This is a genomic window from Nitratireductor sp. WH36-1, assembly GCF_058725515.1.
The window spans coordinates 1,974,649-1,998,916 of the sequence record NZ_CM178970.1; the positions used below are offsets into that span (position 1 = coordinate 1,974,649).

Below are 24,268 nucleotides of genomic sequence, written 5' to 3' on the forward strand. Positions count from 1 at the left end.
GCGCAAGTCGCCGCGCCCGTCTATTCACCATTGCACCGGGCGGCTGTGGTGGGTATCTCGTTGCCGAAACCAATCGGGAACCAGATTTCATGTCCTTCTCCGGAATGCCTTTCGACGATGTGCGCTCGCTGCTCGAGCAGATCGAAGCGCCTGACGACAATGCCGCGACAGCCATGGCGCAGGCATTCGACCGGGCGGGTTATGCGGGAGGGGCGCTGGGACGTCTCAGGACGCTGGGTGTCTGGCTTGCGCGCACGCGCCGCCGCGTGCCGCCGTTGATCGGCAAATCCGGTGTCGCGCTCTATGCAGCGACGCATGGTTTTGCGACGGAAGATGCAGGCGATCCGCTTGCCGCGCAGCGTGCGCGCGTGGATGCCGTTGCTGCCGGTGCGGCTGCGGTTTCTCATCTCTGCGTGGCGAACGATCTTTCGCTGAACGTGTTCGACCTGGCGCTCGATCTGCCCGCGGACGACATCCGCAAGGGCGCATCTCTGGATGAACGCTCCTGCGCCGCGACCATCGCTTTCGGCATGGAGGCAACGGCCGAGGGCGTTGACCTGCTTTGCGTTGGTGCTGTTGGTGCGCAGGCGAGGGCGGCTGCATCCGCACTTCTCACGGCACTGTTCGAGGGCGGAGCCGATGTGGTCGATGGCGCTGACCGGGATATCGTCGCAGGCGCGCTTTCCTGCCATGCGGGGCAGCTTGCCGATCCCCTGGAGGCCTTGCGCCGGCTTGGCGGACGCGACATCGCGGCTCTGACCGGCGCCATTCTTGCTGCCCGCGCGCAGGGCATTCCTGTGGTGCTCGACGGTGTGCCGGCGCTCGCTGCCGCCGCCGTCCTTTACCGTTTGTCGCCGGACATGATCTCGCATTGCGTTCTGGCCGGCGCCGGCTCTTCGCTTGAGATATGGGCGGCTGAAAAGCTCGAACTTGAGCCGCTTCTCGACCTCGGGTTCTCGGGCGAAGAAGGCTGCGCCGGTGCGATTGCGGTCGGTCTCGTGAAGTCGGCTGCCGCTCTTGCCGGCGGCGTGGCGGAAGTCGCCAAGCGATTAGGATAAACTGTCAGGCAGCCTCAGGCGGCTCCGCCTGAGGCGCGTTTGCGCTCTCTTGGAACGGCTGGAAGCTCTTCCATCACCCGCGAGCGGGGAAAGGCGACAATGGCGTCCGTGCCCGAGCGCAGTCTTGAATTCAGCTCGAAGACCCCGTCATGCAGCGCTGTCAGCCCCTGTACGATGGGCAGGCCAAGGCCCGTGCCCTGTTCGGCGCTCTTTATGGCGATGGAGCCCTGACCGAAGGCAGAAAGAACGACGGCCAACTCGTCGTCGGGGATGCCGGGGCCATTGTCCTTGATTGCCAGATACTGCCCGCCACCGGCCGTCCAGCCGACGCGAATGCGCACTTCGCTTCCCGTGGGGCTGAATTTCACCGCATTGGCAAGCAGGTTGAGCGTGATCTGGCGGATGGCGCGCTCGTCGGCGAAAAGGCGTAAGAGCGTCGGTTCGACTTCCAGCCTGAGGCTGATGCCCTTGCCGCGCGCCTTCATCTCCATCAGTCGGCAGCAGTCTTCCACGATGGGGCCGAGAAGGAGCGGTTCCTCGTTCAGCCGGTACCGTCCCGCCTCGATGCGCGAAAGATCGAGGATCTCGTTGATCAGGCTGAGCAGATGTTTGCCGGATGTGTGAATGTCGTTTGCGTAATCCCGGTAGGTGGGATTGTCGAGTGGACCGAGCACCTGGTTCGCCATGACCTCGGAAAAGCCGAGAATGGCGTTGAGCGGCGTTCTGAGCTCATGGCTCATGGATGCGAGAAAGCGCGACTTGGCGAGATTTGCCTCTTCGGCGCGCCGGCGCGCCTCATCCGACATGGATTTTGCGGTTTCCAGTTCTCCGATCAGCGCATTCTTTTCGCTCTCAAAGGCAAGCAGTCTCAGAGCCGCGCGATTGCGGTGATGCGCCACATAGGCGAGGAATGGCAGCGATGCGGCGAGAACCAGCGCCGTAACCATGCTCGCTGTGTCGGGCTCTGCGCTGACTGTGAAGGCGAAGAGGCAAACTGGCAGCGCGAAGGCCGCGACAAGCGCACCGCCAAGCGATGCGGTGACGATGGCCGTTCCCGCGATGACGAACAGAAGCACCGCGCCCTGAATGACGGCCGGGTCCGTCAATGCGCCTGCGGGGGCTTGTAAGATGGCGAAATAGGCCCATCCGAGGCCGCTGGCGAAATGCGCGGCATATAAGCGATAACGCGTGCGCGTGACCTCGATTTCGTTTTCCGGCAGCCGGTTGAGGCGATGCGCCAGGGCAAAGAGCGGCAGGTAGCAGGCGAGGCAGGCAAACGCCCAGGTGAAAATCCGCTGTGCGTCGAACCCCGCATAGAGACCGCCCACGCAGATTGAAACGATCAGCAGGGGCGGCTTGACGGCGTTGGAGAGGATGGCCCGCGCATGCAGTTTGAGCATGTCGCGGTTGAAATCGGGCGGGCCGAGATTTTGGGACAGCCGATCACGCGTGCGCCGCACGGCAAGCCCCACATTGCTGTTGCGATGCGGCTTGGTGCGGTCCACAATGAACTTGTCGGCGAACTTGTCGGCCGATTTTGACGCTTCCGGCACCATCACCTGTTTCGAATTCCCGCTATTCGCCACCCAGATTATTCGTGAATGATTAAGAGACCCTTCAGGAAATGAGTGGCCGTCGATACACGCGCCGCCGTGGTCGCAGGCGCATACGCCTTGCAGACCTTGCTCTGACCCTGCTGCTTCTGGGCGGGATTGCGCTTCTCGTGGACCGGCTTCAGTGGCTGAGCACCGAGACGCTCACTGGCGCCGTGATCGTCCATGACGGCGATACGCTCACCCTGTCCGGCGAACGTATCCGCCTCAAGGGTATTGATGCGCCGGAATACAACCAGTCCTGCACGCGCGATGGTCAAAACTATGCCTGCGGGCGTGAGGCGCTTCGCGCCCTGCAGCGGCTGGTGGCGCGGGCGGAGGTGGTTTGCGAGGGATATGAGCGTGATCGCTATGAGCGGCTTCTCGCCCGCTGTATGGTGGATGGAGAGGATATCGGCCATGCGCTCGTGGAGGCTGGCTGGGCGATGGCCTATGGCGATTACGATGCGGTCGAGGCGGAGGCGCGCCGCGCGCGCCGGGGCATCTGGGCCGGCGGCTTCGATGCGCCGAGCGATTGGCGCGCCGCGCATCAGGGCGAGGTTCCATCGCAGGATGATGACCTGCTCGGCGGCCTCTGGGAACGTGTAAGACAGTGGTTTTCAGGCGAAGGACAGGGAACGCAAGATGAAGCTTTATGACGGGGGCAGGGCGCCCAATCCACGACGTGTGCGCATATTCCTGGCCGAGAAAGGCATTGAAGTGCCGATTGTCCCCGTGGACATGGGCGCGCTTGAGCACAAGTCGGAAACGCTGACACGGCTGAACCCGCTGCAGCGCCTGCCGGTGCTGGAGCTTGATGATGGCACGGTTCTCACCGAGACGGTGGCGATCTGTCGGTATTTCGAGGCGCTGCACCCGGAGCCTGCCCTGTTCGGCAAGGGGGCGCTCGGCATGGCGCAGGTGGAGATGTGGCAGCGCCGCGTGGAAATGCACCTGTTCTTTCCCATCGCACAGGCGTTTCGCCATCTGCACCCGGCCATGAAAGACTGGGAAGTGCCGCAGGTGGGCGAATGGGGTGAGGCGAACAAGCCCAGGGCACTGGAATTTCTCACCTATCTCAATGCTGAACTCGCTGACCGGCCTTTCATCGCCGGTGATGATTACAGCATCGCCGACATTACCGGGCTCTCAAGCGTTGATTTCATGAAGCTGGCGCGGATTTCCATTCCCGATGGGCTCGATCATGTGATGCGCTGGTATCATACGGTGGCCGGAAGGCCGAGCGCGCAGGCCTGAGCATGGACATGCAGGACGGAGCGCTGGCAGCCCTTCTGGAGCAGGTCCGCGCCTGCCGTCTCTGCGTGGAAGAGCCCGAGGGCAAACCCCTCCCGCATGAACCGCGCCCCGTGGTGGTGGGTTCCTCGACCGCGCGTGTTCTGATCGCGGGGCAGGCGCCGGGCACGCGGGTTCACGCTTCCGGCCTGCCATTCGATGATCGCTCGGGAGACCGGCTGCGGGACTGGCTTCAGGTGGACCGCCCGACATTCTACGATCCGTCGCGTTTTGCCATCGTCCCGATGGGGTTCTGTTTTCCGGGCCTTGATGCGAAAGGCGGAGATTTGCCGCCGCGCCGGGAATGCGCACCCGCCTGGCGTGGGCAGCTGATGGCGCTCATGCCGCAGATCGAACTCGTGCTGGTGATCGGGCAATATGCGCAGGCCTGGCATCTGGGGGGCGAGCGTTCACGCACGCTGACAGAGACGGTTGGTGACTGGCGGCGGCTATTGGCGCTGCCTCGAAGCCCGCGCGTTCTGCCTCTGCCGCATCCCTCCTGGCGCAACACTGCCTGGCTCAGGAAGAATCCCTGGTTCGAGCGCGATCTGCTGCCGGTTCTCCGGGAGGAAATCCATCGGCTTATCTCACCGGTTTGAGAATTCTGCGGTCTAAATCTCGAGTTTTCGAGCAAAAAATTTCTTGTTGAGCGGTGTGGCTCCTGTCATTTTAGGAAATCATTTTCTCTGGAGTTTGTCATGGACCGCCTTGATCGCAAGATCCTGCGCCTCTTGCAGGAAAATTCGACCCTTGCTGTTGCCGATGTTGCAAAAAAGGTGGGCCTGTCGACGACGCCCTGCTGGCGGCGCATTCAGAAGCTGGAGGAAGAAGGCGTCATTCGCCGGCGTGTGGCGGTGCTTGATCCGGAAAAGATCAACGCGCGGGTCAATGTCTTCGTCTCGATCCGCACCAACATGCACAGCCATGAATGGCTGAAGCGCTTTTCCGAAGTGATCCAGCAGTTTCCCGAAGTGGTTGAGTTCTACCGCATGAGTGGCGATGTGGACTATCTGCTGCGCGTGGTCGTGCCGGACATTGCGGCCTATGACGCTTTCTACAAGAAGCTCATCGGCAAGATCGAGATCCGCGATGTCTCGTCCACCTTCGCCATGGAGCAGATCAAATACACGACCGAGCTGCCGCTGGATTATCTGGTGCTCGACAAGGATTCCGGCGGCTCCAACGGCGGCTGAGCGGAAAGTTCGGCACCTCTTGTGACCCGATGCCACGGATTGTCCTGTGACGGGTCGCGCCATGCAGGCGCGTTCCGGTTCGGGCTCACTTCCGCGCGGCGCATCGTGTAGCCGGATTGGATGATGGCCGCTCCGTCCAGAATGAAAAGCTGCGTCTTTTCCAGGCCGGGGCGCAGAGCGCCCGTGATCGTGACCGGCTCATAGTTGGAACTGAGCCGGTAGGGCTCTGATGGCACCACGCGGATGACCTGATTGGCCGGCGGCTGCTGCATGTGGCTGCAAGCGCCGCGCCGCGCGACCAGCATGAAGGCGTAGACCAGTTCGCCCTCGCGATCGGCCGGCAGGAGATAACCTGACAGCCTGATCGTTTCTCCGTCCAGACCCGTTGCAAGCACGGGCCCATCAGGATTGCCGTGGGCGGGGGAGAGTTCCGGCCAGTCGATCTCTCGTGCCTCAACTGCGCTGGCGCTGGCCGGTGCGATGAAGGCCGGTGTCACGAGAAGGCTCAGGATCGCTGCATGAAACACCCGGAACCGGCCAGCCATCGCTCGCTCCTATTTTGACAGTCGGGCGAGGAGGGATGAAGTGTCCCAGCGATTGCCGCCCATCTTCTGCACGTCCTTGTAGAACTGGTCGACCAGCGCCGTGACCGGCAGGCTCGCCCCGTTGCGATTGGCTTCGGAGAGGCAGATGCCGAGATCCTTGCGCATCCAGTCGACCGCGAAGCCAAACTCATATGCGCCTTCGTTCATCGTCTTGTGACGGTTCTCCATCTGCCAGGAACCGGCAGCGCCCTTGGAGATCACATCGACGACTTTTTCGATATCGAGACCGGCTTTCTGGCCGAAATGAATGCCTTCGGCCAGCCCCTGAACGAGGCCTGCAATGCAGATCTGATTGATCATCTTGGTGAGCTGGCCGGAGCCGGCCGGGCCCATCAGTCCGACCATGCGCGCGAAGGAGGAGATGACCGGCTTCGCTTTCTCGAAGACGGCTTCGTCACCACCGCACATGACCGTAAGCACACCGTTTTCAGCACCGGCCTGACCGCCGGAGACCGGCGCATCGATGAAGCCAAACCCGCTCTTTTGTGCTGCCTCGGCCAGTTCGCGCGCCACTTCCGCCGACGCCGTGGTGTTGTCGATGAAGATCGCGCCTTCCTTCATGCTCTGGAAAGCGCCGTCTTCGCCGAGTGTCACCGAGCGAAGGTCATCGTCATTGCCGACGCAGGAAAACACGAAGTCCTTGCCTGCGGCGGCCTCACGGGGCGTCGGGGCGCTCGCGCCGCCATGCTCTTCAACCCATTTCCGGGCCTTGGCGGCCGTGCGGTTGTAGACCGTGACCGTATGACCGCCCTTGTTTTGAAGATGCGCGGCCATCGGATATCCCATGACCCCGAGCCCGATGAATGCGACGTCTGCCATTCGGAAATTTTCTCCCTTGATATGCGTGTGCTGGCGCAGGTCGCGCTAGCGCTTCAGATGCTTTGTGATGCGGAGTTCGATCCAGTCGATCGCGTTGCGCAGCACCTCGACAATGCCAAGATAGATGATGGCGGCCCAGATGTAAGTCTGGAAGTCGAAGGTGCGGGCATAGGCGCGCCGTGTCTCGCCCATCAGGTCGTAGACCGTGATGATGGCGACGATGGCCGAACCCTTGATCATGAGGATGATCTCATTGCCATAGGGCCTCAGCGCCACAATCAGGGCCTGGGGGATGATGATCTTGCGGAGCGTCTGGAGTTTTGAAAGCCCCAGAGCCGAGGCAGCCTCCCATTGTCCGCGCCCGACGCTTTCCACCGCGCCGCGCAGGATTTCCGCCTGATAGGCAGAGGTGTTGAGCGTGAAGGCAAAGGCCGCGCAGTACCAGGCCTCGCGGAAAAAGCCCCAGAGACCGATGGCCTGCAGTTCCGGACGAAACGAACCGAGGCCGTAATAGATCAGGAAGGTCTGCGCCAGAAGCGGCGTGCCGCGGAAGAAGTAGACATAGGCATAGGCCAGTCCGGCGATCAGCTTGTTCCGCGACATGCGCCCGAGCGCGATGGGAACCGAGAGCAGTGCGCCGCAGATGACCGAAACGGCGACGAGCTGGATCGTGACCCACAGGCCCGACAGGTAGCGCGGCGCATAGCGGGCGAAGATCTCGGGATCCCAGGCGTTGACCATGAAGATCAGGACGCCGAGCCCAAGTGCTGCCCAGATCGTGAGCAGAACGACGCCGATGATGCGGGCGCGCGTCCAGCCCTGTTTGACTTCCGGTGGCCGCTCCACCGCAATTGTGCCGTTCGCGCTCATCGCTGCACTCCATGGCGTTTCGTCCGTCTTTCGATCGCGCCAAGGGCGATGGAGGAAAGCATGGCGAGGACGAGATAGAGGAGGCAGGCAATGCCGAAGAACAGGAACGCCTCCTTGGTCACGCGCGCGGCGATGCCGGTCTGGCGCAGGATGTCGGCGAGGCCGATGACGGACACGAGCGCGGTGTCTTTGAGCAGGATCAGCCACAGATTGGACAGGCCGGGCAGGGCGAGACGGATGAGCTGCGGCAGGATGACAAGCCGCATGGTCTGCCCGTTGGAAAGGCCGATTGCGTGGCCGCCCTCATATTGCCCGTCCGGGATCGCCCGAAACGCTGCAAGGAAAACCTCGCTGGCATAGGAGGAGAACACAGCGCCCAGCGCGACCATGCCGGCCACGAAGGCGTTGATCTCGATATTGGCGTCCGGGTTGAACAAATGCACGAGCTTCTGCAGGCCGATCTGCGCGCCGTAGAAGACGAGAAACAGCGTCAGCAGTTCAGGAAGACCGCGGAAAATCGTCGTGTAGATGTTTGCTGCAAGCCGTAAGGCCTTGTCGTTCGAGCGCTTGCCCAGCGCGACGAAGAAGCCGATGGCGAGCCCCAGAGGTAAGGTGGCCAGCGCCAGGGTTACCGTCAACAGAACGCCTTTGGCGATATTGTCGCCCCAGCCCTCAGGGCCGAAACTCAAAAGGGTCCAAACCCCTTCCATCTCCCAAAATCCTTACTCGAACCGCCTGATCCTGCACCCCCATGCGGATTGGCGATTTCATTTCTGGTAACGGCGCCCTTAAGCAAACGCCGCCCGATACGCAACAGGCGGCCGAACCTTTCGGGTCCGGCCGCCTGCGGCTATGTCAATCGACACATGATGACTGCGCTCAATCGCCGTAGACGTCGAACGAGAAATACTGGTCGTTGATTTCCTTGTATTTTCCGTTTTCCCGAATGGCGGTGATGGCAGCGTTCAGCTTCTCGCGAAGCTCATCCTCGCCCTGACGCACGGCAATGCCAATGCCGGGGCCGTAGATGGCTTCATCCGGGGTAAGCGTGCCGAGCACCTTGCAGCAGGCGCCATCTTCGCTGTCGAGGAACTCCTGAAGCACGATCACGTCATCGATCACGGCGTCCAGACGACCGTTCACCATGTCGAGCTTGTATTCCTCGGCGGTCGGATAAACCTTCACGTCGCTGTCGCTGAAGGTCGTTTCGGCGAAAGTCGCATGGGTGGTTGCGCCCTGTGCGCCGATCACCTTGCCGGCCAGATCCTCCCTGGACGTGCCGGTGATGTCGGATTCCTTCGGCACAACGAGCGCCGGCGGCGTGTTGTAATACTTGTTGGAGAAGTCGACCTGCTTCTTGCGGTCCTCGGTGATCGACATGGAAGCGATGATGGCGTCGAACTTGCCGGCCTGAAGGGCGGGAATGATGCCGTCCCAATCCTGCGTCACGAACTCGCACTCCGCCTTCATCTCGGCGCAGAGCGCCTTGGCGATGTCCACGTCGAAGCCTTCCAGAGAGCCATCGGCGGTCAGGTTGTTGAAGGGAGGATAGGCGCCTTCGGTGCCGATCTTCAGCTTCATCGTGTCCTGGGCATGGGCCGAGCCAACTGCGAGCGCCAGAGCGGCTGCGGGCAGGGCGAGCGCGATACGCCGTGAAATAAGCATTCTAGTTCCTCTCATCTTATTATGTGCCGCCTTCCATTTTGACCGGGGCGGTGCATGAAGCCGGATATTCCCACCGATTTGCCGCAAATTGCAACCGTAAAGGTGACAGCTGGGAGGCAATGCAAGGAAGGCGCAGGAACCCAGGGGCAGAACCCATTAATATGACCGCAATGGCGTTCGATAGACCAAAAGATGCAAGGAAACGCCCGCAGAGCGGGGTCTTCCCCCGGTCAAGGGGGGTGACGCAGCAGGTCGCCGGTCTATCGAGCGTCTTTCGGATCGGCCTGATTTGCACGGGCTACTTTGTCGCAAACCCTTGAAAAACGTGAAGTCTTCCTGCGGTCTTGCTTCGCGTATCCGCACAAATCAGGCCGACCATTGCGGCCATATTAATGGGTTCTGGCCCTAGCCGTCGCTGCGCGCGATTCCCGTATGATTGACGATGAAATCGGCAATGGCGTCCACGTCATCAAGGTCGAAGACCGGCAATGCACCGCCTTCGGTTTCGTGGTCGGCCGCCACAGCAACGATTGCCGGGTCTGATGCCGCAAGAAAGGCCTTGTCGTCGGAAGCCCGCCGGCGGCATTCGAGCTTTGGGTGGCCGGCGCGCTTGAAGCCTTCGATGAGCACCAGATCGCAGGGAGAAAGCCGTGACAGAATCTCCTCCATTGTTGGCTCTTTTTCATCGGTGAGTTCATGGATCATCGCCCAGCGCCCGCCAGACACGATGGCGATTTCGCCTGCGCCCGCGCGGCGATGGCGGAACGAATCCGTTCCTTCGTGATCAATGTCGAAATCGTGGTGCGCATGCTTCAGCGTTGCGATCCTGAAGCCGCGTTTCGTCAGCGTCTCCACGAGCGCGACGGTCAAAGTGGTCTTGCCGGAATTTTTCCAGCCAACAATGCCGAATACGGGCTGATTCACGACTTCTCTCTTCTGCTTCTTTCACGCGCCTGTTCAAGGTCATCGGGCGTGTTGACGTTGAAGAATGGATCGCCTTCGGCGCTTTGCGGGAAATCCACGATTGCCGCCTTCTGGATATCGCAGGCATAGGCGGCGACACGGCGGCTTCCGCCTTCGGCGATATGTCGGGCGAGATCGTCGGCGATGCACACAGGCCAGAGCCCGAAAACCGGATGCAGCCTTTCGCCTGAACGCGCAAGGGCCACCGTTTTGGCGCTCCCGCCGGCTTCGGCCAACCGGTCCACCAGATCATCCGGGAAGAAGGGCGTGTCGGCTGCTGCCGTGACGATGTGGGTGGCGCCGGGCGCATTTTGCCTTGCCCATTGCAGGCCGGCGAGGATGCCGCCCAGAGGACCGACGCGCTCTGGCAGCGGGTCGGAGACCACATCGAGCCCCAGTGTCGCAAAGCGTTCGGGATCGCCATTGGCGTTGAGCGCCAGCCGGTCGACCTGAGGGGAAAGCCGCGCGATTACCGTTTCCATCAGCGAGGTCTCCGCAAGCGCGAGCATGCCCTTGTCGCCGCCGCCCATGCGGCTGGCTTCGCCACCGGCAAGAATGATCCCGACAATGCCCTTGCTCATGCTCATATACCTGCCTCAAACATCTCCGACCTGCCGGGCAACGTAAATCACATAGAGCGATGTGACGATGCCGAGCGACGACGAGATCAGCATGACCCAGATGAGCGGGTAGGGGCCGGTATCGGGTGAAAGGAGAGCGCCGGCGAGAACGGAAAGGGCCGCGCCGCCGCCGATCTGCAACGCTCCGCCCAGGCCCGACGCCGAGCCGGCCAGATGTGGACGCACGCTGACAATGCCTGCATTGGCGTTGGGCATGGTCATGCCATTGCCGATGCCCACGAGGAATGAGGGGCCGAACAGCGACATTGGATGGTAGAAGCCGACAAGGAACAGTGCCAGAGCCAGCAACAGGCCCAGCGAGGCGACAATGTTGCCGGCGAGCATCATCGGGTTGATGCCGATGCGCCGCGAATAGCGACCGGACATGAAGTTGCCGATCATGTAGCCGACCGAGATGAAGATGAAATACAGGCCGTATTGCGATGGCGTCAGACCCAGGATCTCGGTGGCCACATAGGGCCCGCCGCCAAGAAACGCGAAGAACGCGCCGGACGCCATCCCCGCTGTGGCGGTGTAACCCCAGAAGCGACGGGCGCGGAACAGTTCGGGGTAGGTTTTCAGCTGTTTGGTGAGGCTGGTCGAACGGTTGTGATGGGTCTCGCCGAGGTCGAGATAGACCACCACGAAAGAGATAAGCCCAAAGCCCAGAATGAGATAGAAGGTGGACTTCCATCCATAGAGCTCATCCAGAAAGCCGCCGATAACGGGGCCGAGCATGGGGGCCAGCGTCATGCCCATGGTGATGTAGCCGATGCGGCTTGCCGCTTCGTCCGCGCCGACCGTGTCGCGCACGATGGCGCGCGACAGGACCATGCCGGCGGCGGCGAAGGCCTGCATCACCCGGCAGATCAGAAAAATGGTGATGTTGGGGGCCACAAGGGCGGCGATAGTCGCCAGGATGAAGATGACGAAAGAGGTGAGCATGACCGGCCGGCGGCCAAAGCGGTCGGAGGCGGGGCCGATGCCGAGCTGCAATATGGCGGTTGCGGCCAGGTAGAGCGAAACCGCAAGCTGGACGACCCTGTAATCAGCCTGAAAATACTCCGCCATTCCGGGCAGTGAGGGAAGGAAAAGGTTCATGGAGACAGCGGCGGTGGCGCTCGCGATCACCAGCGTGACGATATGGGGAGGGGTGGCAGAGCGGGGTAAATGCTTTTCCATAACGTCTTGAGAACCTTGATTTATCAGAGACTGTGACCGGAGATGCGGTGCACAGCCTCGTTGGCAATGGTCAGGCGCTTTTGTGATTGCCTGTTGCCCCTCATGTGCCCTCCGTGGCCATGCTGGGGGTTGTGCTTTCAGCGGCAGGTTTGACCCTGTCGATGATCTGTTCGCGATAGAGCGTGTAGAGGCCGGAACCGACAACCAGCCCTGCGCCGAGGATCATGGCCCAGTCCGGCCAGTCGCCGAAAAGGACGATGCCGAGCGCAATGGCCCAGAGCAGCGCCGTGTACCGGAAGGGCGCGATGAAGGAGAGTTCCCCCACGCGAAGCGAAACCACGATGAAATGATACCCGCAGACCACGCACAGCGTCGCGCCGACAAGGATTGCGAAATCCGCATTGCTCATCGGCGACCAGCCGCCATAGGGGACGACCAGAACAGCGCCGGCAAGCGTGACCGCTGCGGCGGTGGCGGTGGAGATCAGGGATGAGGGGATATCCTCGGGGATCTTGCGTGTTGTCAGGTCGCGCATGGTCGCGAAGGCAACTGCCGCCACGCCATAGAGCGAATAGGCGTTGAAGGCGTCAAAGCCCGGCCTGATGATGATCAGAATGCCGATGAAGCCCACGGCAATCGCGCTCCAGCGACGCCAGCCAACGGGCTCACTGAGAAAGAAGGCTGCGCCCATGGTGACGGTGAGTGGCAGCACCTGCATGACCGCTGTCAGGTTGGCGATGGGCATATGGGCAAGAGCCGACAGGAAGCAGATCGTTGCGCCTGTCTCGCCGGCAACCCGCAGCGCGACCATGGGGTGCAGGATGGCTCTGGGCTGCTGCAGCGCTTTCGTGCGCCACGCGAACAGAAGCATAAGCGCAGTCGCCATGACGCCGCGCACAAGCATGACCTGTCCCATGTTCATGACTTCGGCGACAAGCTTGGTCAAAGCATCATTGATGGTGAAGCCGGCAAGGGCCACACACATGAAAAGCGCACCGCGCGCATTCGGCGAAAAGGACACGACTACCCCGCGATGCAGGCACGTGGAAACACACCGCCCGCCGGGGCGGCGCTTCCACGTCGAAGGAGTTTCAACGGTTATGCGCGAAAGCGAATCTGCTCCCCGCACATCTCGTGTTGATGCTAAGTATACCTTATTGATTTGGCAATCGTTGAGGCCGCGAAAAACGCCCCGAATCCGGCCCTGGATCCATTCTGACGCACCCTGCGAGACACACGAAGATTTTCACAACGCGCTTGGTTCGGCTGGCTCACCATGAGGGAGGGCGCTGACTGCCAAACGCGTTGAAACGGCTTTGATCAAGATGCCTTGTCACGAACTGCTTCCCTCATGGTGAGCCAGCCGAACCATGCATCGCGCGAATACGATGGAGTATGCGAAAGACCGAAGAAGCGTTCCGCCTTTCGGTCCGGGACCTTAGCCGCCAGTAACGCTCATATGGCGCGAGACCGAGGGGCGGTTGGTGCGCCGGTCGATGATGAAGTCGTGCCCCTTGGGCTTGCGGGCGATGGCCCTGTCGATGGTTTCGGCAAGCAGGTCATTGCCTTCCGAAGCCCGCAGCGCATCGCGCAGATCGGCGGAATCGTCCTGACCCAGGCACATGTAGAGCATGCCCGTGCAGGTGATGCGCACGCGGTTGCAGCTTTCGCAGAAATTATGCGTCATCGGGGTGATGAAGCCGAGCTTGCCGCCCGTTTCCGCCACCTCGACATAGCGCGCCGGTCCGCTCGTCTTGAACGGAATGTCGGTCAGCGTGAACTGCTTCTCAAGCTGTGCGCGCAGGAGCGAAAGCGGAAGATACTGGTCGGTCCGGTCACCGTCGATCTCGCCCATGGGCATGGTCTCGATCACGGTCATGTCCATGCCGCGTCCATGCGCCCAGCGCAGCATTTCGGGGATTTCATCTTCGTTGAAGCCCTTGAGCGCGACGGTGTTCAGCTTGATCTTGAGGCCGGCGGCCTCCGCAGCTTCAATGCCACGCATCACCTTGTCGAGCTTGCCCCAGCGGGTGATGGCGTGAAACTTGTCCGCATCGAGCGTGTCGATGGAAACGTTGATACGCCGAACGCCACAATCGGCAAGCTCGGTGGCAAAACGCTCGAGCTGGGAGCCATTGCTGGTGAGCGTCAGCTCATCGAGTGCGCCGGACTTCAGGTGGCGCGAAAGCTGGCGCACCAGATGCATGATGTTCTTGCGCACCAGCGGCTCGCCGCCGGTCAGCCGAAGCCGCCGCACGCCCTTTTCGATGAACACGGTACACAGCCGGTCGAGCTCTTCCAGGCTCAGAAGATCGCGCTTGGGCAGAAACGTCATGTCTTCCGCCATGCAGTAGACGCACCGGAAGTCGCAGCGATCAGTAACCGAAACGCGCAGATAGTCGATGGCGCGGCCAAAGGGGTCGATCATGTTGCTCTGCGTCATAGGCTCGCTTCCGCTGGCGGTTCCGATCATGTTTCCACCCTTCTCATGTCGTGGATCGGGGCAGACAATTCAAGCGCCGTGACACTAGCACCGGGCTGTTCTCGTGGGCAATCCGCATCGCAGGGCTTTTCAGTTGAACCAAAGCTGAATAGGTCTGTTGGCGAAAGGCGGTGCACAATGAGACCACCCAAGGAATTGCGTGTTTCCAGAGATCGTTCTTTGCTGACGGTTCTGTTTCCCGATGCCGAGCCGGCGGAGCTTTCCGCCGAGATGCTGCGGGTTCTTTCTCCATCCGCCGAAGTGCAGGGCCATTCGCCCGAGCAGCGCGTCACCGTTCCCGGCAAGCGGCATGTCACCATCAGCCGGGTTGAGCCCGTGGGCAATTATGCGGTGCGGATCGTGTTCAGCGATGCGCATCAGAGCGGGATTTTCACATGGGTCTATCTCCATGAGCTCGCTGCGCAGAAAGACGCCAAATGGCAGGGGTACCTCGATGAATTGCAGGAGAAGGGGTTGAGCCGTGACGCATGACGCTGCAACGCATGAGAATGAAGAACACATCATCGCATCCATGGAGGCGCTTGAGGCGCTTTACGGAAAGCCGGGCGCGGCCTCGCTGACCAAGGTTACCGACCGTGTCATTCCCGAATATGCGCAGCTGATCGAAGCCTCGCCCTTTGTGGCGCTGGCCACCATCGGGCCGGAAGGCATTGACTGTTCACCGCGCGGCGACAGGCCAGGCTTTGTGCGCATCCACGATGACCGCACCCTCATGATGCCCGACAGGCGCGGCAACAACCGGACCGATTCCCTGCGCAACATCATCCGTGATGACCGTGTCGCTTTCCTCTTCCTCATTCCCGGATCGGGCACCACGCTGCGCGTCAACGGGCGTGCGAAGCTCTCGGTCGATCCCGATCTGTGCGCATCATTTGCGGTCGATGAGGCCGCCCCGCGTTCGGTCATCGTGCTTGCGGTTGACGAGATTTATTTTCAGTGCGCGCGGGCGATTGTCCGGTCCGATCTGTGGAACGCTGAAAACCATGTCGATCCGCAGAGCCTGCCAACGGCCGGCCAGATCCTGCAGGCGACAAGCCGCGCACAGATCGACGGCGAGGCTTATGATCGTGATTGGCCGGAGCGTGCGCGCCAGACCATGTGGTGACGCGCTGATTGGCGGGCCGTTGCCTATTTGTGGGTGAGGATGTTGATGAGCTTGCCGAAGGGGTCGCGCGTGTAGAAACGGCGCACACCCCAGGGCTCGTCGGCAGGTCCGTATTCTATCGGAAAGCCTGCCGCCTCGACCCGCCGCAGCGCTTCGTCGAGATCATCCACCTCGATCGACAGACCGGGCACGGGCGTGCCCGATCCACCCTCGGACATGACGCTGAGCTGAACGCTCATCTGTTCGTCTGCGCCATGGGTGACGATCCAGCCTTGATCCATCAGCGTTTCCAGTCCCAGAACATCGCCATAAAAGCGGCGTGCCGCTTCAGGCCTGTCTGCGGCGATGTTGCTGACGATGCGCTTCACCCTCATGGCGTTTTTCCTCTTGAAGCTCCGTCAATGGTTCAGACCGTCCTTTGTGCGTCCGGATGGGCGCACGGCGATCTAGCCTGCCTTTTTGAGGTTCGGCAGGAACACGGTCAACAGACCAAGCAGCGGCAGGTAGGAACAGATCTTGTAGACGAACTCGATGCCCTGACTGTCAGCGACGATGCCGAGCACCGCTGCGCCAAGCCCGCCGAGACCAAAGGCGAAGCCGAAGAACATGCCTGCGACCATGCCCACGCGACCGGGCAGAAGCTCTTGTGCGAAAACCACGATCTGCGGAAAGGCCGATGCGAGGATCAGGCCGATGGCCACGGTCAGGACCGGCGTCCAGAAGAAATTCGCATAGGGCAGGGCCAGCGTGAAGGGCAGCACACCGAGGATCGAGAACCAGATCACCGTCTTGGAGCCGATGCGGTCGCCGACCAGCCCGCCCAGAACCGTGCCGGCCGCAACGGACCCCAGGAAGACGAAGAGCAGGATCTGCGACTGCTGCACCGTCACACCGAACTTCTCGATGAGGAAGAAGGTGTAGTAGCTGGAAATGCCGGCCATATAGACATTCTTGGCGAAGACCAGCGAGACGAGAATGGCGAGCGACATGGCCACCTTGCCTTTTGGCAGAGTGAGCGTTTTTGCTGGCGCTGGACGAGAGGCCGCGCGCTGGCGATAGGCTGCGTACCAGGCGCTGACGCGCCACAGCACGATCATGCCGAGAAGGGCTGCGAGCGAGAACCAGGCAACACTGGTCTGGCCGCGCGGCACCACGATGAAGGCGGCAAGCAGCGGCCCAATGGCCGTTCCGGCATTGCCGCCCACCTGAAATACGGCCTGTGCAAGGCCGTAGCGCCCGCCAGATGCGAGGCGCGCCACACGCGAGGATTCCGGGTGAAAGATCGCTGATCCGAGGCCGACGAACATCGCGCCCACCAGAAGCAGCGAGTAATTGGCCGCCGTCGCCAGAAGCAGAAGGCCGATGAAGGTCGACCCCATGCCGACCGGCAGCGAATAGGGCATCGGCTTCTTGTCTGTCGTCAGCCCGATGGCTGGCTGAAGCAGCGAAGCGGTGACCTGAAACGCCATGGTCAAAAGACCGATCTGCCAGAAGTCGAGCCCGTAATCCGCTTTCAGCATCGGGTAGATGGCCGCAAGCATCGACTGCATGATGTCGTTGAGCATGTGGCAGAAGCTGACGGCGATGAGCACCGCGAAAGCGGTCTTCTCAGCCTGAACGGGAACGCGATTGGCGGTGGTGTCGGTCACGTAGGAACTCCATGCGAAAACGCCGTCGGCGAAGCGGCAACCGCTTATACGCCTGTTGCAAGTGACCTTCCTTGGTGATTTGGTCTAGTTTTTTCGCAAGTGGGCCAAATGAATCCACCCGACAGAGCCAATAGAATGCCCAGTACCGTCGTCATGAACGGGGATCGCCCGGTCAATGACGAAAAGCGCCGGTCGTGGATCGAGGAGGCGGAAGGCGATCTTGTCGTTGGCGAGATCGAGCAGGCGGCGCATGTTCGGGTGGAAGCGCATCGCCACAGCCGCGGCCAGCTTCTTCATGCGCGCAGCGGGGTTGTTCTGGTCAAGACCGTGTTCGGGCACTGGATGGTGCCGACGGGGCAGGCGATCTGGATTCCGCCCGGCATCGTGCATGCCGTGGACATGGTGACCGATGTGCGCATGCAGTCTGTCTATGTGCTGCCGGAGGCGATTTCCGATCTGCCCGACAGGCCGCGTGTGGTCGGTGTAACCCCGCTGATGCACAGTCTTCTGGAGGAGGTGGCGCCGCTGCCCCATGTGGCGCAGCCGACCGGGCGCAACGGGCTTATCTACAAGCTCATTCTGCACGAAATTCCGCGCCTGCCGGAATTGCCGCTCGGCCTGCCGTTTCCCGCTGATGCGCGGCTTGCGCGGATGTGCCGGGCCTTTCTCGATGCGCCGGCAAGCCGGGTCACCATTGATGACTGGGCGCGCGACGCGGGCATGAGCCGACGCACTTTCACGCGGCGCTTCAAGCAGGAAGCGGGTGTTAGCCTCTCGGTCTGGCGTCAGCAGGCGAGCCTCTTTGCGGCCTTGCCCAGGCTTGTGAGCGGCGAGCCGGTGACGAGCGTCGCCTATGATCTCGGCTATGACAGTGTCGCCGCCTTCACCACCATGTTCAAACGCATGCTCGGCTCTTCGCCGCGCAACTATCTGAAACTGCCCGAGAGGGAAGACGGGTCCTGACCCCGCGCGCTGCCGCTGGAGCGCCGTGCGTCCATTCGGACGCACAAAGGACGCTCTAACCTATTGAATCGACGCATCGTGTTTTCCGAACATCGATTCCGACTTTCGGGCCGAAGCGCTAGTCCTGCGCCAGTGTCTCGCTGATCTTGCGCATCTGCTCGCCCATGGCCTCGCACTGTTCCGGCGTGGACTGGGCCATGACGCGGTCGATAAGTTCCGTATAGACGGCGAGCGCTTCCATCAGCCGTTCCTCGCCATCGGGCGTCAGGTAGAGCCTGAGAATGCGACGGTCCTTTGCGTCGTTCTCGCGGCGCACGAGCCCCTGGGTTTCAAGCTGCGGCAAAAGCATGGTGATGTTGGAGCGGCCGACCAGAAGCCTGCGCGCCAGATCGTGCTGCGACTGACCGGGGTGGCGATACAGATTCATCAGCATGTCGAGCTGCGCGATCTTCAGGCCCAGCGGTTCGAGTGCCTTGCCAAGGGCCCTTACAATGGCCTTTTCTGCGCGCGCGACTGCAACCCATGTACGGAAGCGCGGATTGTCCCAGGGAAGTTCTTGTTTTTTGTTCATGCTTGAACTAACTTTGTTCATGATTGAACATTATCATGGATTGCCGACATGACCGCACTCAATCTGAGGATCTTACGGGGTCTTTTTGGCACAATCGATCATGTCGCGCCAAGCCTCGCAGGTCGTCTTGCCTTCCGGCTCTTCTGCCGTACGCCGAGCCCGCAGAAGCTGACGGAGAAGGAAAAGCGTCTCCTGTCAAAGGCGCAGAATTTCATGAACAGCGCCCGCAGGCACAGTCTCACGACGGAGTACGGCCGTGTTGCGGCTTACGAGTTCACAAACTGGGGCGGGCGTCGCGACGGGCCGACCGTGCTTGTGCTGCATGGCTGGCGTTCGCGCACGGAGCATATGCGCGCCATCATCGAGGCGCTTCTGGAGCGTGGGTTTCGCGTGGTGTCGCTCGATCTCCCGGGACACGGTTCGTCCGGCGGGCGGGTTTTGAACATCCCCAAGGCCGTCGCAGCCGTGCAAAGTGCGGCCCAATGGCTTGGGCCGTTCGACGCGATGGTCGGGCATTCCTTCGGTGGCGCCGTTGCCCTCAATGCGGTGGCCGGGTCCATTGATGGAATACCGCCGGTTCCGGTGCGCAGGCTTGTGATGATCGGCGCACCGAACGCGCTGCCTGATCTTTTCACGCAGTTCGGGCAGTTTCTGAAACTCAGCCCAAAGGCTCAAGACGTGTTTGAAGGGCGGGTTGAGATCATTGCCGGAACGCCGCTTTCCAGTTTCGTCGGGAGAGATCAACTGAGCGCCCTCGATATCCCGACCCTGATTGTCCACGCGCCCGATGACAAGGAGGTTCCTGCCACCGACGCCAGGGCGATGGCGGCAGCAGGGCGGCATGTTTCGGTGACATGGGCGCCGGGGCTCGGTCATCGCCGCATTCTCGCCGATCCGGGGATCGCAGCGCGTGTCGCCGCCTTTGTCGCCACGCGCAAGCTGCGGCGTGAGGATGTGCCCCTTATGCGGTCATTAGAGAATCATTTACCAATCCCCAACTGAGCGTGCATTTCCCGACAATTTTATCGATCTGCCCGCGACCGATCCTGTTTGAACTGTTATTTTGGTTGCGATTCATGTTTGGGAAGCGTTTTACGTGCAGGCGTCATCGGTTGCGGTCTCTGGCCGCCGCTGGAAGCCTGTCCGCAAATGGCGCTCCTGGAATATAGTTCGGATCTCGGCGGGGTGATCGATGATTTTGAAATCCACACGCAAGACCTGGCTGGCCTGTGCGGCCCTGGCTGTGTTTGCGGGGCATGCGGGGGCAGCACATGCCCAGGGCGACAATCTTTTCGACATGCTGTTCGGTGGCAACAACCGCTTCAGCGCCGCGCGTTCCGCGCCGCCGCCGAAGCCTGTTGAGCCCGCGCCGCAGCGTCGTGTGCCTGCGAAGGCGCCAAAGATCTCCGCGCCTTCCTATTACAATTACAAGCCGGAGAGCCTCGCCCATGTCGAGTTCTCCGAGATCACGCTTCCAGAGGCAGAGGGCGCTTTTCAGCCGACCCTTGAGGGCGTTTCCTTCCGCGAGGCATTGCCGATGCTGGAGGGGATGGAACTCTATGCCGAGAAGGATATCGCGAAGGCGCTGGTCGACTTCTATTCGAACAGGCCCGATTTCATCTGGGTTTCCGGATACCAGCCCAATGATCGTGCGCGGCAGGTTCTACGCGTTCTTTCTGAGGCTTCCAGCTACGGGCTCTCCGACAGCGACTATACGGTCGGCGTGCCGGGCAGCGATTTTTCCTATGATGACATCGCAGCACGCCAGAAAGAACTGATCCGCTTCGAGATGATGCTTTCTGCCCGTGCATTACGCTATGCGCGTGATGCCCATGCGGGCCGCATCAATCCGAACAAGTTATCCGGCTATCACGACTTCGCCAAGAAGCCGATGAACCTGGAACAGTCGCTCGGCTTCATGGCCAACATGGCCGACGCCGATATCTATCTGGAGCGGCAGCACCCGCAGAACGACACTTATCGCAAGCTGCGCGCGGAGCTGGAGATGCTGCGCGGCGCTGCCGAGCGTGAGATCATCGTCGACCCCAAGACGTTTGTCCGCCCGGGCGGAACCAATCCTGAACTGGCAAAGCTGCTCAAGCTCATCGAGCGTGATGCGGATGCCGCATTTCTGGAAACCCATGGCGCGGCGCTGAAAGAGCATGCCGGCAGCGAGGTTTACGTCGAGGCGCTCGTGCCTGTGGTGAAGGCCGCGCAGGAGGAGAGGGGCCTCAAGCCGGATGGCGTCATCGGGCCGCGCACCGTTGCCGCGATTGCCGGCGTTTCCAAGGCTGCGCGCATCGACAAGGTTCTCTACACGCTGGAGCGTCTGCGCTGGCACCCCTCGGAGCTGGGCGAAACGCGGGTGGTGATCAACGCCGCCTCCTTCAATGTTGATTTCTTCGACAAGGGCGAGCCGCGCATTTCCATGCGTACGGTGGTGGGCCGGTCTGCCAATCAGACCAATTTCTTCCATGACGAGCTGGAGACGGTGGAGTTCAACCCCTATTGGGGGGTGCCGCGCTCCATCATCGTCAACGAGATGCTGCCCAAGCTCTGGCGCGATCCGAGCTATCTCGACCGGAACGGCTACGAGGTGATCAATGGTCAGGGGCGCAAGGTCTCGTCGTCCGCCGTCGACTGGGGCCAGTATGGTCGCAATGTGCCTTTCAGCGTCCGTCAGAAGCCGGGCCGCCGCAACGCGCTTGGTGAGTTGAAGATCCTGTTCCCCAACCGGCACGCCATCTACATGCATGACACGCCTTCCAAGAGCCTGTTCCAGCGCGACACACGCGCATTCAGCCATGGTTGCGTGCGTCTGGCTGATCCGCGCGCCATGGCGGCGGCGCTGCTCGATGTTTCCGTCGACGACGTGGCGCGCGCCATTGAGAGCGGTGATCGCAGTCGCCCGACACGGCGCAAGATCGAGCGCAAGATCCCCGTCTATGTCGGTTATTTCACGGCATGGCCGCAGACGGATGGTGTGATCGCCTATCATGGCGATGTCTATGGGCGTGATGAGCGCCTGGGGATTGCGATCGAGAAGGTCACCGATACGCGCTCGCCCAATTCCTGATCGGGAGGATCAGGCGTCGCATTGCGGCAGGGTTTTGCGGCCATCGCTCTTGAGCGGTGGCCGTTTTTGCTTGTCTGACCCAGGGTCCTGCCCCTGGCCAGCAGGCTCGTTAATCGCGCCAGAAAGTCGGCAGCAGCAGGACGACGACCGCAAGGATTTCCAGCCGGCCAAGCAGCATGGTCGCTGAAAGAACCCATTTCGCAAAGTCGCTGAGCGGCGCGAAATTGCCGGATGGTCCGATGGTGGTGCCAAGGCCCGGACCCACATTGGTAAGCGCCGTCAGTGAACCCGTGAGCGAGGTCAGGAAGTCGAGCCCGGTGGCGGCCAGAAGCAGCGTTGCCAGCACCCAGGAGGTAAGGAAGCCGACCACGAACAGAACCACCGAACGCTGCATCTCCACATCCACGATGCGCTTGCCATAGCGCAGGGCGCGCACGGAATGTGGATGGATGAGAAGGCGCAGACCATTGCGCAGCATCGCGCCCAGTATGAGGAAGCGATACGCCTTCACGCCGCCCGAAGTGGAGCCGGAACAGCCGCCGAGGAAGGTCGCGAAGAAGGCGAGCGTCACCGCGAAAGGTCCCCACAGCGTGTAGTCCTCGCTGGCAAAACCCGTTGTGGTGATGATCGACGCGAAGTTGAACGCCGTGGAAGCAAGTATGTCATCGAAGGGCTGGCCGGTCGTGATCCTGCGTTGAACGGCCAGCACGATGACGATCACCGTCACATAGCCGAGAAACAGCCGGATTTGCGGATCGCGCAGCGCGTCGAGCCGTCCGCGTGCGAAGAACAGGACGAGGATCGAGAAGGGCAGGGCCGCCATCAGCATGAAGAATGTGCCGACCCAGAGCACCGTATTGCCCTCGAAATAGCCGAACGAGGCATCATGGGTGGAGAACCCGCCGGTTGCGATGGTGGTCATCGCATGATTGATCGCATCGAAATTGTCCATGCCTGCCGCCGCATAGGACAGTGCGCAGAGCCCGGTCAAAAGGCAGTAGATGCCGACCAGCGCGAACAGAAAGCTGATGAAACGGTCGAAGGGGCGGTTTTCGATGTCGGAGGATTCCACCCGGAAGTAGGAAAACCCGCCGACCTTGAGAAGCGGCAGCAGGAACAGGCCAAGCGCCACAACGCCGATGCCGCCGATCCATTGCAGGATTGAGCGCCAGAGGAGAAGGCCGGGCGGCAGTCCGTCGAGCCCGGAGATCACGGTGGAGCCGGTCGTCGTGATGGCCGAGACGGATTCGAAAACGGCCTCGGCCAGATCGAGCTTGAGCGAGGCGGTGTAGAATGGCAGCGCGCCGACCAGGCCGAGCATCAGCCAGAGAATGACCACCACGAGAAATGTGGACTGGGTGGAGCCACGGGTAAGAGGGGCGCGTGTGGCGGCTGCGATTGTCAGTGCGATTGCGCCTGTCGCCAGTGAGCAGACGACGAAAACCTGCCAGTCATCATTGCCGTAATAGAGATCGACGGCGGCGGGGAGGAGCATCGAAGCGGCCACGTAGACGGCGAAAATGGCCGCTGGATAGGTGGCTGTCCGGATTGTCGATGTTTGCAATGTCTCTACCTCGGTAGGTGCGGGCACCGTTGGTAGAGGAGAAAATGCGTGAGGAAAAGTGGTTTTGGAGAGGGTAGCCATGCATAACCGGCAGGGCTTGCCAGTGAGCAACAGCCCCTGCAAAGCCCGGCAATCATGGCATTACGCAGTAAAACCCAGCGCTTTCGCTGGCGCCGAATTCGGGGTGCGTGTCGATGGTATGGGAGAGCGAGGGAATGCTCCAGCGGTCTTCAATCCTGTAGCCAAGAGCCGCAAGCATCTCCAGAAATTCGGCTTCGTTGCGGATCTGATAGGGCACGAGAGCGGGGCCGATGCGCTCCAGCGTCACGAGCGTCTTTCCTTTGCGCAGCGCGACCTTGTTCAACAGAAGGTGCCGGGGCGGAACGCTCAGGCGTCCAAGCAGCTCCGGCAGGGGAACGTTCAGATATTGCAGCAGACCCGACCCCAGAAAGAGGTCACAGGGGCCGCCATCTTCGAGCCGGCTCGTGAAGGTGAGGGCGCTCAGGCCATCCGCCCTGGCGCGTTTCTCACCGGCTTTGACGATGGCGGGCAGGTCGTAGACGGTCCAGTTCAGCCTGTCGATGGAGGGCAGAGACCTGCGGAACGCCCTGAATTTCGTGCCCATATGACCGCCCGCATCGACCACCGTGCCGATGTGGCTCTCAAGTCGGCTGAGCCAAAACAGAAGCGGATAATCCCAGGGAACGAGCTGGCACATGCGCTCGAAGGCCACATCCGCCACCGCGTCGTGATCATAGCCCGCAAGCCCCTGACGCTGCGCGGCGGCAAGCGCTTCATCGAATGAGGCATAGGCGCCGGAAAAGCGCACGGGAAGCCCTGTTGCCATGCGCAGACGACCCGCCGCCGTCTTGAAGGGCAGGGCGACCGCGCCCCGGGCTCCTTTGATCCTCTGTTTGATCTGCTCCATCGGCATGTCTGGCCCCTGGTCCCTCTGGTCCCCCTTGTCGCCGCCGGGC

Annotated in this window: 26 protein-coding genes; 10 read left to right on the plus strand and 16 right to left on the minus strand. The window is 61.5% G+C overall.

The genetic code is table 11. The annotated features are described in order from the left end of the window. Nucleotides 1-89: 89 nt before the first annotated feature. Nucleotides 90-1,058 carry a nicotinate-nucleotide--dimethylbenzimidazole phosphoribosyltransferase gene (locus AC4PTT_RS09215; RefSeq protein ID WP_492162563.1) on the plus strand — a complete coding sequence of 323 codons (969 nt, stop codon included), beginning with the start codon at nt 90-92 and terminating at the stop codon, nt 1,056-1,058. Nucleotides 1,059-1,072: 14 nt separating this feature from the next. Here AC4PTT_RS09215 and AC4PTT_RS09220 read toward each other — a convergent pair whose 3' ends face one another. Further along, on the minus strand, nt 1,073-2,614 hold the full coding sequence (locus AC4PTT_RS09220; RefSeq protein WP_475078561.1) for a sensor histidine kinase: 1,542 nt from the start codon (nt 2,612-2,614) through the stop codon (nt 1,073-1,075). 68 nt (nt 2,615-2,682) lie between these two features. On the opposite strand from AC4PTT_RS09220, the gene AC4PTT_RS09225 reads away from it, so the two are divergent. The 4 genes from AC4PTT_RS09225 (at nt 2,683) to AC4PTT_RS09240 (ending at nt 5,136) form a co-directional block, all read left to right on the plus strand. Beyond that, on the plus strand, nt 2,683-3,309 hold the full coding sequence (locus tag AC4PTT_RS09225) for a thermonuclease family protein (protein ID WP_492162564.1): 627 nt from the start codon (nt 2,683-2,685) through the stop codon (nt 3,307-3,309). Next, nucleotides 3,296-3,907 carry a glutathione S-transferase gene (locus AC4PTT_RS09230; protein ID WP_432516392.1) on the plus strand — a complete coding sequence of 204 codons (612 nt, stop codon included), beginning with the start codon at nt 3,296-3,298 and terminating at the stop codon, nt 3,905-3,907. The genes AC4PTT_RS09225 and AC4PTT_RS09230 overlap by 14 nt, the downstream gene beginning before the upstream one ends. A 2-nt stretch (nt 3,908-3,909) precedes the next feature. After that, nucleotides 3,910-4,542 carry a uracil-DNA glycosylase family protein gene (locus tag AC4PTT_RS09235; RefSeq protein WP_492162565.1) on the plus strand — a complete coding sequence of 211 codons (633 nt, stop codon included), beginning with the start codon at nt 3,910-3,912 and terminating at the stop codon, nt 4,540-4,542. 99 nt (nt 4,543-4,641) lie between these two features. Continuing rightward, a complete protein-coding gene (locus tag AC4PTT_RS09240; RefSeq protein WP_113155415.1) occupies nt 4,642-5,136 on the plus strand; it encodes an Lrp/AsnC family transcriptional regulator in 495 nt (164 codons plus the stop codon). Here AC4PTT_RS09240 and AC4PTT_RS09245 read toward each other — a convergent pair. The 10 genes from AC4PTT_RS09245 to moaA form a co-directional block, all read right to left on the minus strand. Further along, entirely contained in the window at nt 5,091-5,681 is a 591-nt protein-coding gene (locus AC4PTT_RS09245) for a DUF3299 domain-containing protein (protein WP_492162566.1), read from the minus strand. The genes AC4PTT_RS09240 and AC4PTT_RS09245 overlap by 46 nt on opposite strands. 9 nt (nt 5,682-5,690) lie before the next feature. After that, nucleotides 5,691-6,560 (minus strand): NAD(P)-dependent oxidoreductase, encoded by an 870-nt coding sequence (locus AC4PTT_RS09250; protein WP_206546324.1) that lies wholly within the window; start codon nt 6,558-6,560, stop codon nt 5,691-5,693. A gap of 45 nt (nt 6,561-6,605) precedes the next feature. Further along, nucleotides 6,606-7,430, minus strand: coding sequence for an ABC transporter permease (locus AC4PTT_RS09255; protein WP_113155412.1), 825 nt, complete (start codon nt 7,428-7,430; stop codon nt 6,606-6,608). Continuing rightward, on the minus strand, nt 7,427-8,140 hold the full coding sequence (locus AC4PTT_RS09260) for an ABC transporter permease (RefSeq protein ID WP_492162567.1): 714 nt from the start codon (nt 8,138-8,140) through the stop codon (nt 7,427-7,429). The genes AC4PTT_RS09255 and AC4PTT_RS09260 overlap by 4 nt, the downstream gene beginning before the upstream one ends. Before the next feature lie 169 nt (nt 8,141-8,309). After that, nucleotides 8,310-9,095: an ABC transporter substrate-binding protein gene (locus AC4PTT_RS09265; RefSeq protein ID WP_113155410.1), complete on the minus strand. Its 786-nt coding sequence runs from the start codon at nt 9,093-9,095 to the stop codon at nt 8,310-8,312. 405 nt (nt 9,096-9,500) lie between these two features. Further along, complete coding sequence (gene mobB / locus AC4PTT_RS09270; RefSeq protein WP_492162568.1) at nt 9,501-10,019, minus strand: molybdopterin-guanine dinucleotide biosynthesis protein B; 519 nt, start codon at nt 10,017-10,019, stop codon at nt 9,501-9,503. Then, nucleotides 10,016-10,645 (minus strand): molybdenum cofactor guanylyltransferase MobA, encoded by a 630-nt coding sequence (mobA, locus tag AC4PTT_RS09275; RefSeq protein ID WP_222473910.1) that lies wholly within the window; start codon nt 10,643-10,645, stop codon nt 10,016-10,018. The genes mobB and mobA overlap by 4 nt, the downstream gene beginning before the upstream one ends. A gap of 9 nt (nt 10,646-10,654) precedes the next feature. Beyond that, a complete protein-coding gene (locus tag AC4PTT_RS09280; protein WP_113155408.1) occupies nt 10,655-11,860 on the minus strand; it encodes a multidrug effflux MFS transporter in 1,206 nt (401 codons plus the stop codon). A 100-nt stretch (nt 11,861-11,960) separates the two neighbouring features. Further along, nucleotides 11,961-12,881 (minus strand): DMT family transporter, encoded by a 921-nt coding sequence (locus AC4PTT_RS09285; RefSeq protein WP_113155407.1) that lies wholly within the window; start codon nt 12,879-12,881, stop codon nt 11,961-11,963. Nucleotides 12,882-13,298: 417 nt separating this feature from the next. Beyond that, entirely contained in the window at nt 13,299-14,303 is a 1,005-nt protein-coding gene (gene moaA / locus AC4PTT_RS09290) for a GTP 3',8-cyclase MoaA (protein ID WP_206547454.1), read from the minus strand. A gap of 177 nt (nt 14,304-14,480) precedes the next feature. On the opposite strand from moaA, the gene AC4PTT_RS09295 reads away from it, so the two are divergent. Continuing rightward, a complete protein-coding gene (locus AC4PTT_RS09295) occupies nt 14,481-14,834 on the plus strand; it encodes a gamma-butyrobetaine hydroxylase family protein (protein WP_492162569.1) in 354 nt (117 codons plus the stop codon). 40 nt (nt 14,835-14,874) lie between these two features. Next, nucleotides 14,875-15,468: a pyridoxamine 5'-phosphate oxidase family protein gene (locus AC4PTT_RS09300; protein WP_492162603.1), complete on the plus strand. Its 594-nt coding sequence runs from the start codon at nt 14,875-14,877 to the stop codon at nt 15,466-15,468. A 23-nt stretch (nt 15,469-15,491) separates the two neighbouring features. On the opposite strand, the gene AC4PTT_RS09305 is transcribed toward AC4PTT_RS09300, so the two are convergent. Together AC4PTT_RS09305 and AC4PTT_RS09310 are read right to left on the minus strand one after the other, a co-directional pair. After that, a complete protein-coding gene (locus AC4PTT_RS09305) occupies nt 15,492-15,842 on the minus strand; it encodes a VOC family protein (protein ID WP_206546319.1) in 351 nt (116 codons plus the stop codon). Nucleotides 15,843-15,914: 72 nt separating this feature from the next. Then, nucleotides 15,915-17,117 (minus strand): MFS transporter, encoded by a 1,203-nt coding sequence (locus AC4PTT_RS09310; RefSeq protein WP_283800772.1) that lies wholly within the window; start codon nt 17,115-17,117, stop codon nt 15,915-15,917. Nucleotides 17,118-17,252: 135 nt separating this feature from the next. Here AC4PTT_RS09310 and AC4PTT_RS09315 point away from each other — a divergent pair, with 135 nt between their 5' ends. Further along, a complete protein-coding gene (locus AC4PTT_RS09315) occupies nt 17,253-18,080 on the plus strand; it encodes an AraC family transcriptional regulator (protein ID WP_113155404.1) in 828 nt (275 codons plus the stop codon). A gap of 118 nt (nt 18,081-18,198) precedes the next feature. Here the strand turns inward: AC4PTT_RS09315 and AC4PTT_RS09320 are convergent, their stop codons facing one another. Beyond that, entirely contained in the window at nt 18,199-18,651 is a 453-nt protein-coding gene (locus AC4PTT_RS09320) for a MarR family winged helix-turn-helix transcriptional regulator (RefSeq protein WP_113155403.1), read from the minus strand. A gap of 48 nt (nt 18,652-18,699) precedes the next feature. On the opposite strand from AC4PTT_RS09320, the gene AC4PTT_RS09325 reads away from it, so the two are divergent. Both AC4PTT_RS09325 and AC4PTT_RS09330 read left to right on the plus strand, forming a co-directional pair. After that, nucleotides 18,700-19,653 (plus strand): alpha/beta fold hydrolase, encoded by a 954-nt coding sequence (locus AC4PTT_RS09325; RefSeq protein ID WP_492162570.1) that lies wholly within the window; start codon nt 18,700-18,702, stop codon nt 19,651-19,653. Nucleotides 19,654-19,843: 190 nt separating this feature from the next. Then, the gene (locus AC4PTT_RS09330; protein ID WP_492162571.1) at nt 19,844-21,727 is read left to right on the plus strand and encodes a L,D-transpeptidase family protein; all 1,884 of its coding nucleotides are present in this window, start codon (nt 19,844-19,846) and stop codon (nt 21,725-21,727) included. Between the two features lie 109 nt (nt 21,728-21,836). Here the strand turns inward: AC4PTT_RS09330 and AC4PTT_RS09335 are convergent, their stop codons facing one another. Both AC4PTT_RS09335 and AC4PTT_RS09340 read right to left on the minus strand, forming a co-directional pair. After that, complete coding sequence (locus AC4PTT_RS09335; protein WP_492162572.1) at nt 21,837-23,291, minus strand: TrkH family potassium uptake protein; 1,455 nt, start codon at nt 23,289-23,291, stop codon at nt 21,837-21,839. 133 nt (nt 23,292-23,424) lie between these two features. Beyond that, nucleotides 23,425-24,225, minus strand: coding sequence for a methyltransferase, TIGR04325 family (locus AC4PTT_RS09340; RefSeq protein WP_283800776.1), 801 nt, complete (start codon nt 24,223-24,225; stop codon nt 23,425-23,427). Between the last annotated feature and the right edge of the window lie 43 nt (nt 24,226-24,268).

Coding starts and splice junctions, on each gene's coding strand:
- AC4PTT_RS09215 (WP_492162563.1), top strand. CDS start 90: ATGTCCTTCTCCGGAATGCCTTTCGACGATGTGCGCTCGCTGCTCGAG.
- AC4PTT_RS09220 (WP_475078561.1), bottom strand. CDS start 2,614: ATGGTGCCGGAAGCGTCAAAATCGGCCGACAAGTTCGCCGACAAGTTC.
- AC4PTT_RS09225 (WP_492162564.1), top strand. CDS start 2,683: ATGAGTGGCCGTCGATACACGCGCCGCCGTGGTCGCAGGCGCATACGC.
- AC4PTT_RS09230 (WP_432516392.1), top strand. CDS start 3,296: ATGAAGCTTTATGACGGGGGCAGGGCGCCCAATCCACGACGTGTGCGC.
- AC4PTT_RS09235 (WP_492162565.1), top strand. CDS start 3,910: ATGGACATGCAGGACGGAGCGCTGGCAGCCCTTCTGGAGCAGGTCCGC.
- AC4PTT_RS09240 (WP_113155415.1), top strand. CDS start 4,642: ATGGACCGCCTTGATCGCAAGATCCTGCGCCTCTTGCAGGAAAATTCG.
- AC4PTT_RS09245 (WP_492162566.1), bottom strand. CDS start 5,681: ATGGCTGGCCGGTTCCGGGTGTTTCATGCAGCGATCCTGAGCCTTCTC.
- AC4PTT_RS09250 (WP_206546324.1), bottom strand. CDS start 6,560: ATGGCAGACGTCGCATTCATCGGGCTCGGGGTCATGGGATATCCGATG.
- AC4PTT_RS09255 (WP_113155412.1), bottom strand. CDS start 7,430: ATGAGCGCGAACGGCACAATTGCGGTGGAGCGGCCACCGGAAGTCAAA.
- AC4PTT_RS09260 (WP_492162567.1), bottom strand. CDS start 8,140: ATGGAAGGGGTTTGGACCCTTTTGAGTTTCGGCCCTGAGGGCTGGGGC.
- AC4PTT_RS09265 (WP_113155410.1), bottom strand. CDS start 9,095: ATGCTTATTTCACGGCGTATCGCGCTCGCCCTGCCCGCAGCCGCTCTG.
- mobA (WP_222473910.1), bottom strand. CDS start 10,645: ATGAGCATGAGCAAGGGCATTGTCGGGATCATTCTTGCCGGTGGCGAA.
- AC4PTT_RS09280 (WP_113155408.1), bottom strand. CDS start 11,860: ATGGAAAAGCATTTACCCCGCTCTGCCACCCCTCCCCATATCGTCACG.
- moaA (WP_206547454.1), bottom strand. CDS start 14,303: ATGACGCAGAGCAACATGATCGACCCCTTTGGCCGCGCCATCGACTAT.
- AC4PTT_RS09295 (WP_492162569.1), top strand. CDS start 14,481: ATGAGACCACCCAAGGAATTGCGTGTTTCCAGAGATCGTTCTTTGCTG.
- AC4PTT_RS09300 (WP_492162603.1), top strand. CDS start 14,875: ATGGAGGCGCTTGAGGCGCTTTACGGAAAGCCGGGCGCGGCCTCGCTG.
- AC4PTT_RS09305 (WP_206546319.1), bottom strand. CDS start 15,842: ATGAGGGTGAAGCGCATCGTCAGCAACATCGCCGCAGACAGGCCTGAA.
- AC4PTT_RS09315 (WP_113155404.1), top strand. CDS start 17,253: ATGCCCAGTACCGTCGTCATGAACGGGGATCGCCCGGTCAATGACGAA.
- AC4PTT_RS09320 (WP_113155403.1), bottom strand. CDS start 18,651: ATGAACAAAAAACAAGAACTTCCCTGGGACAATCCGCGCTTCCGTACA.
- AC4PTT_RS09325 (WP_492162570.1), top strand. CDS start 18,700: ATGACCGCACTCAATCTGAGGATCTTACGGGGTCTTTTTGGCACAATC.
- AC4PTT_RS09330 (WP_492162571.1), top strand. CDS start 19,844: ATGATTTTGAAATCCACACGCAAGACCTGGCTGGCCTGTGCGGCCCTG.
- AC4PTT_RS09340 (WP_283800776.1), bottom strand. CDS start 24,225: ATGCCGATGGAGCAGATCAAACAGAGGATCAAAGGAGCCCGGGGCGCG.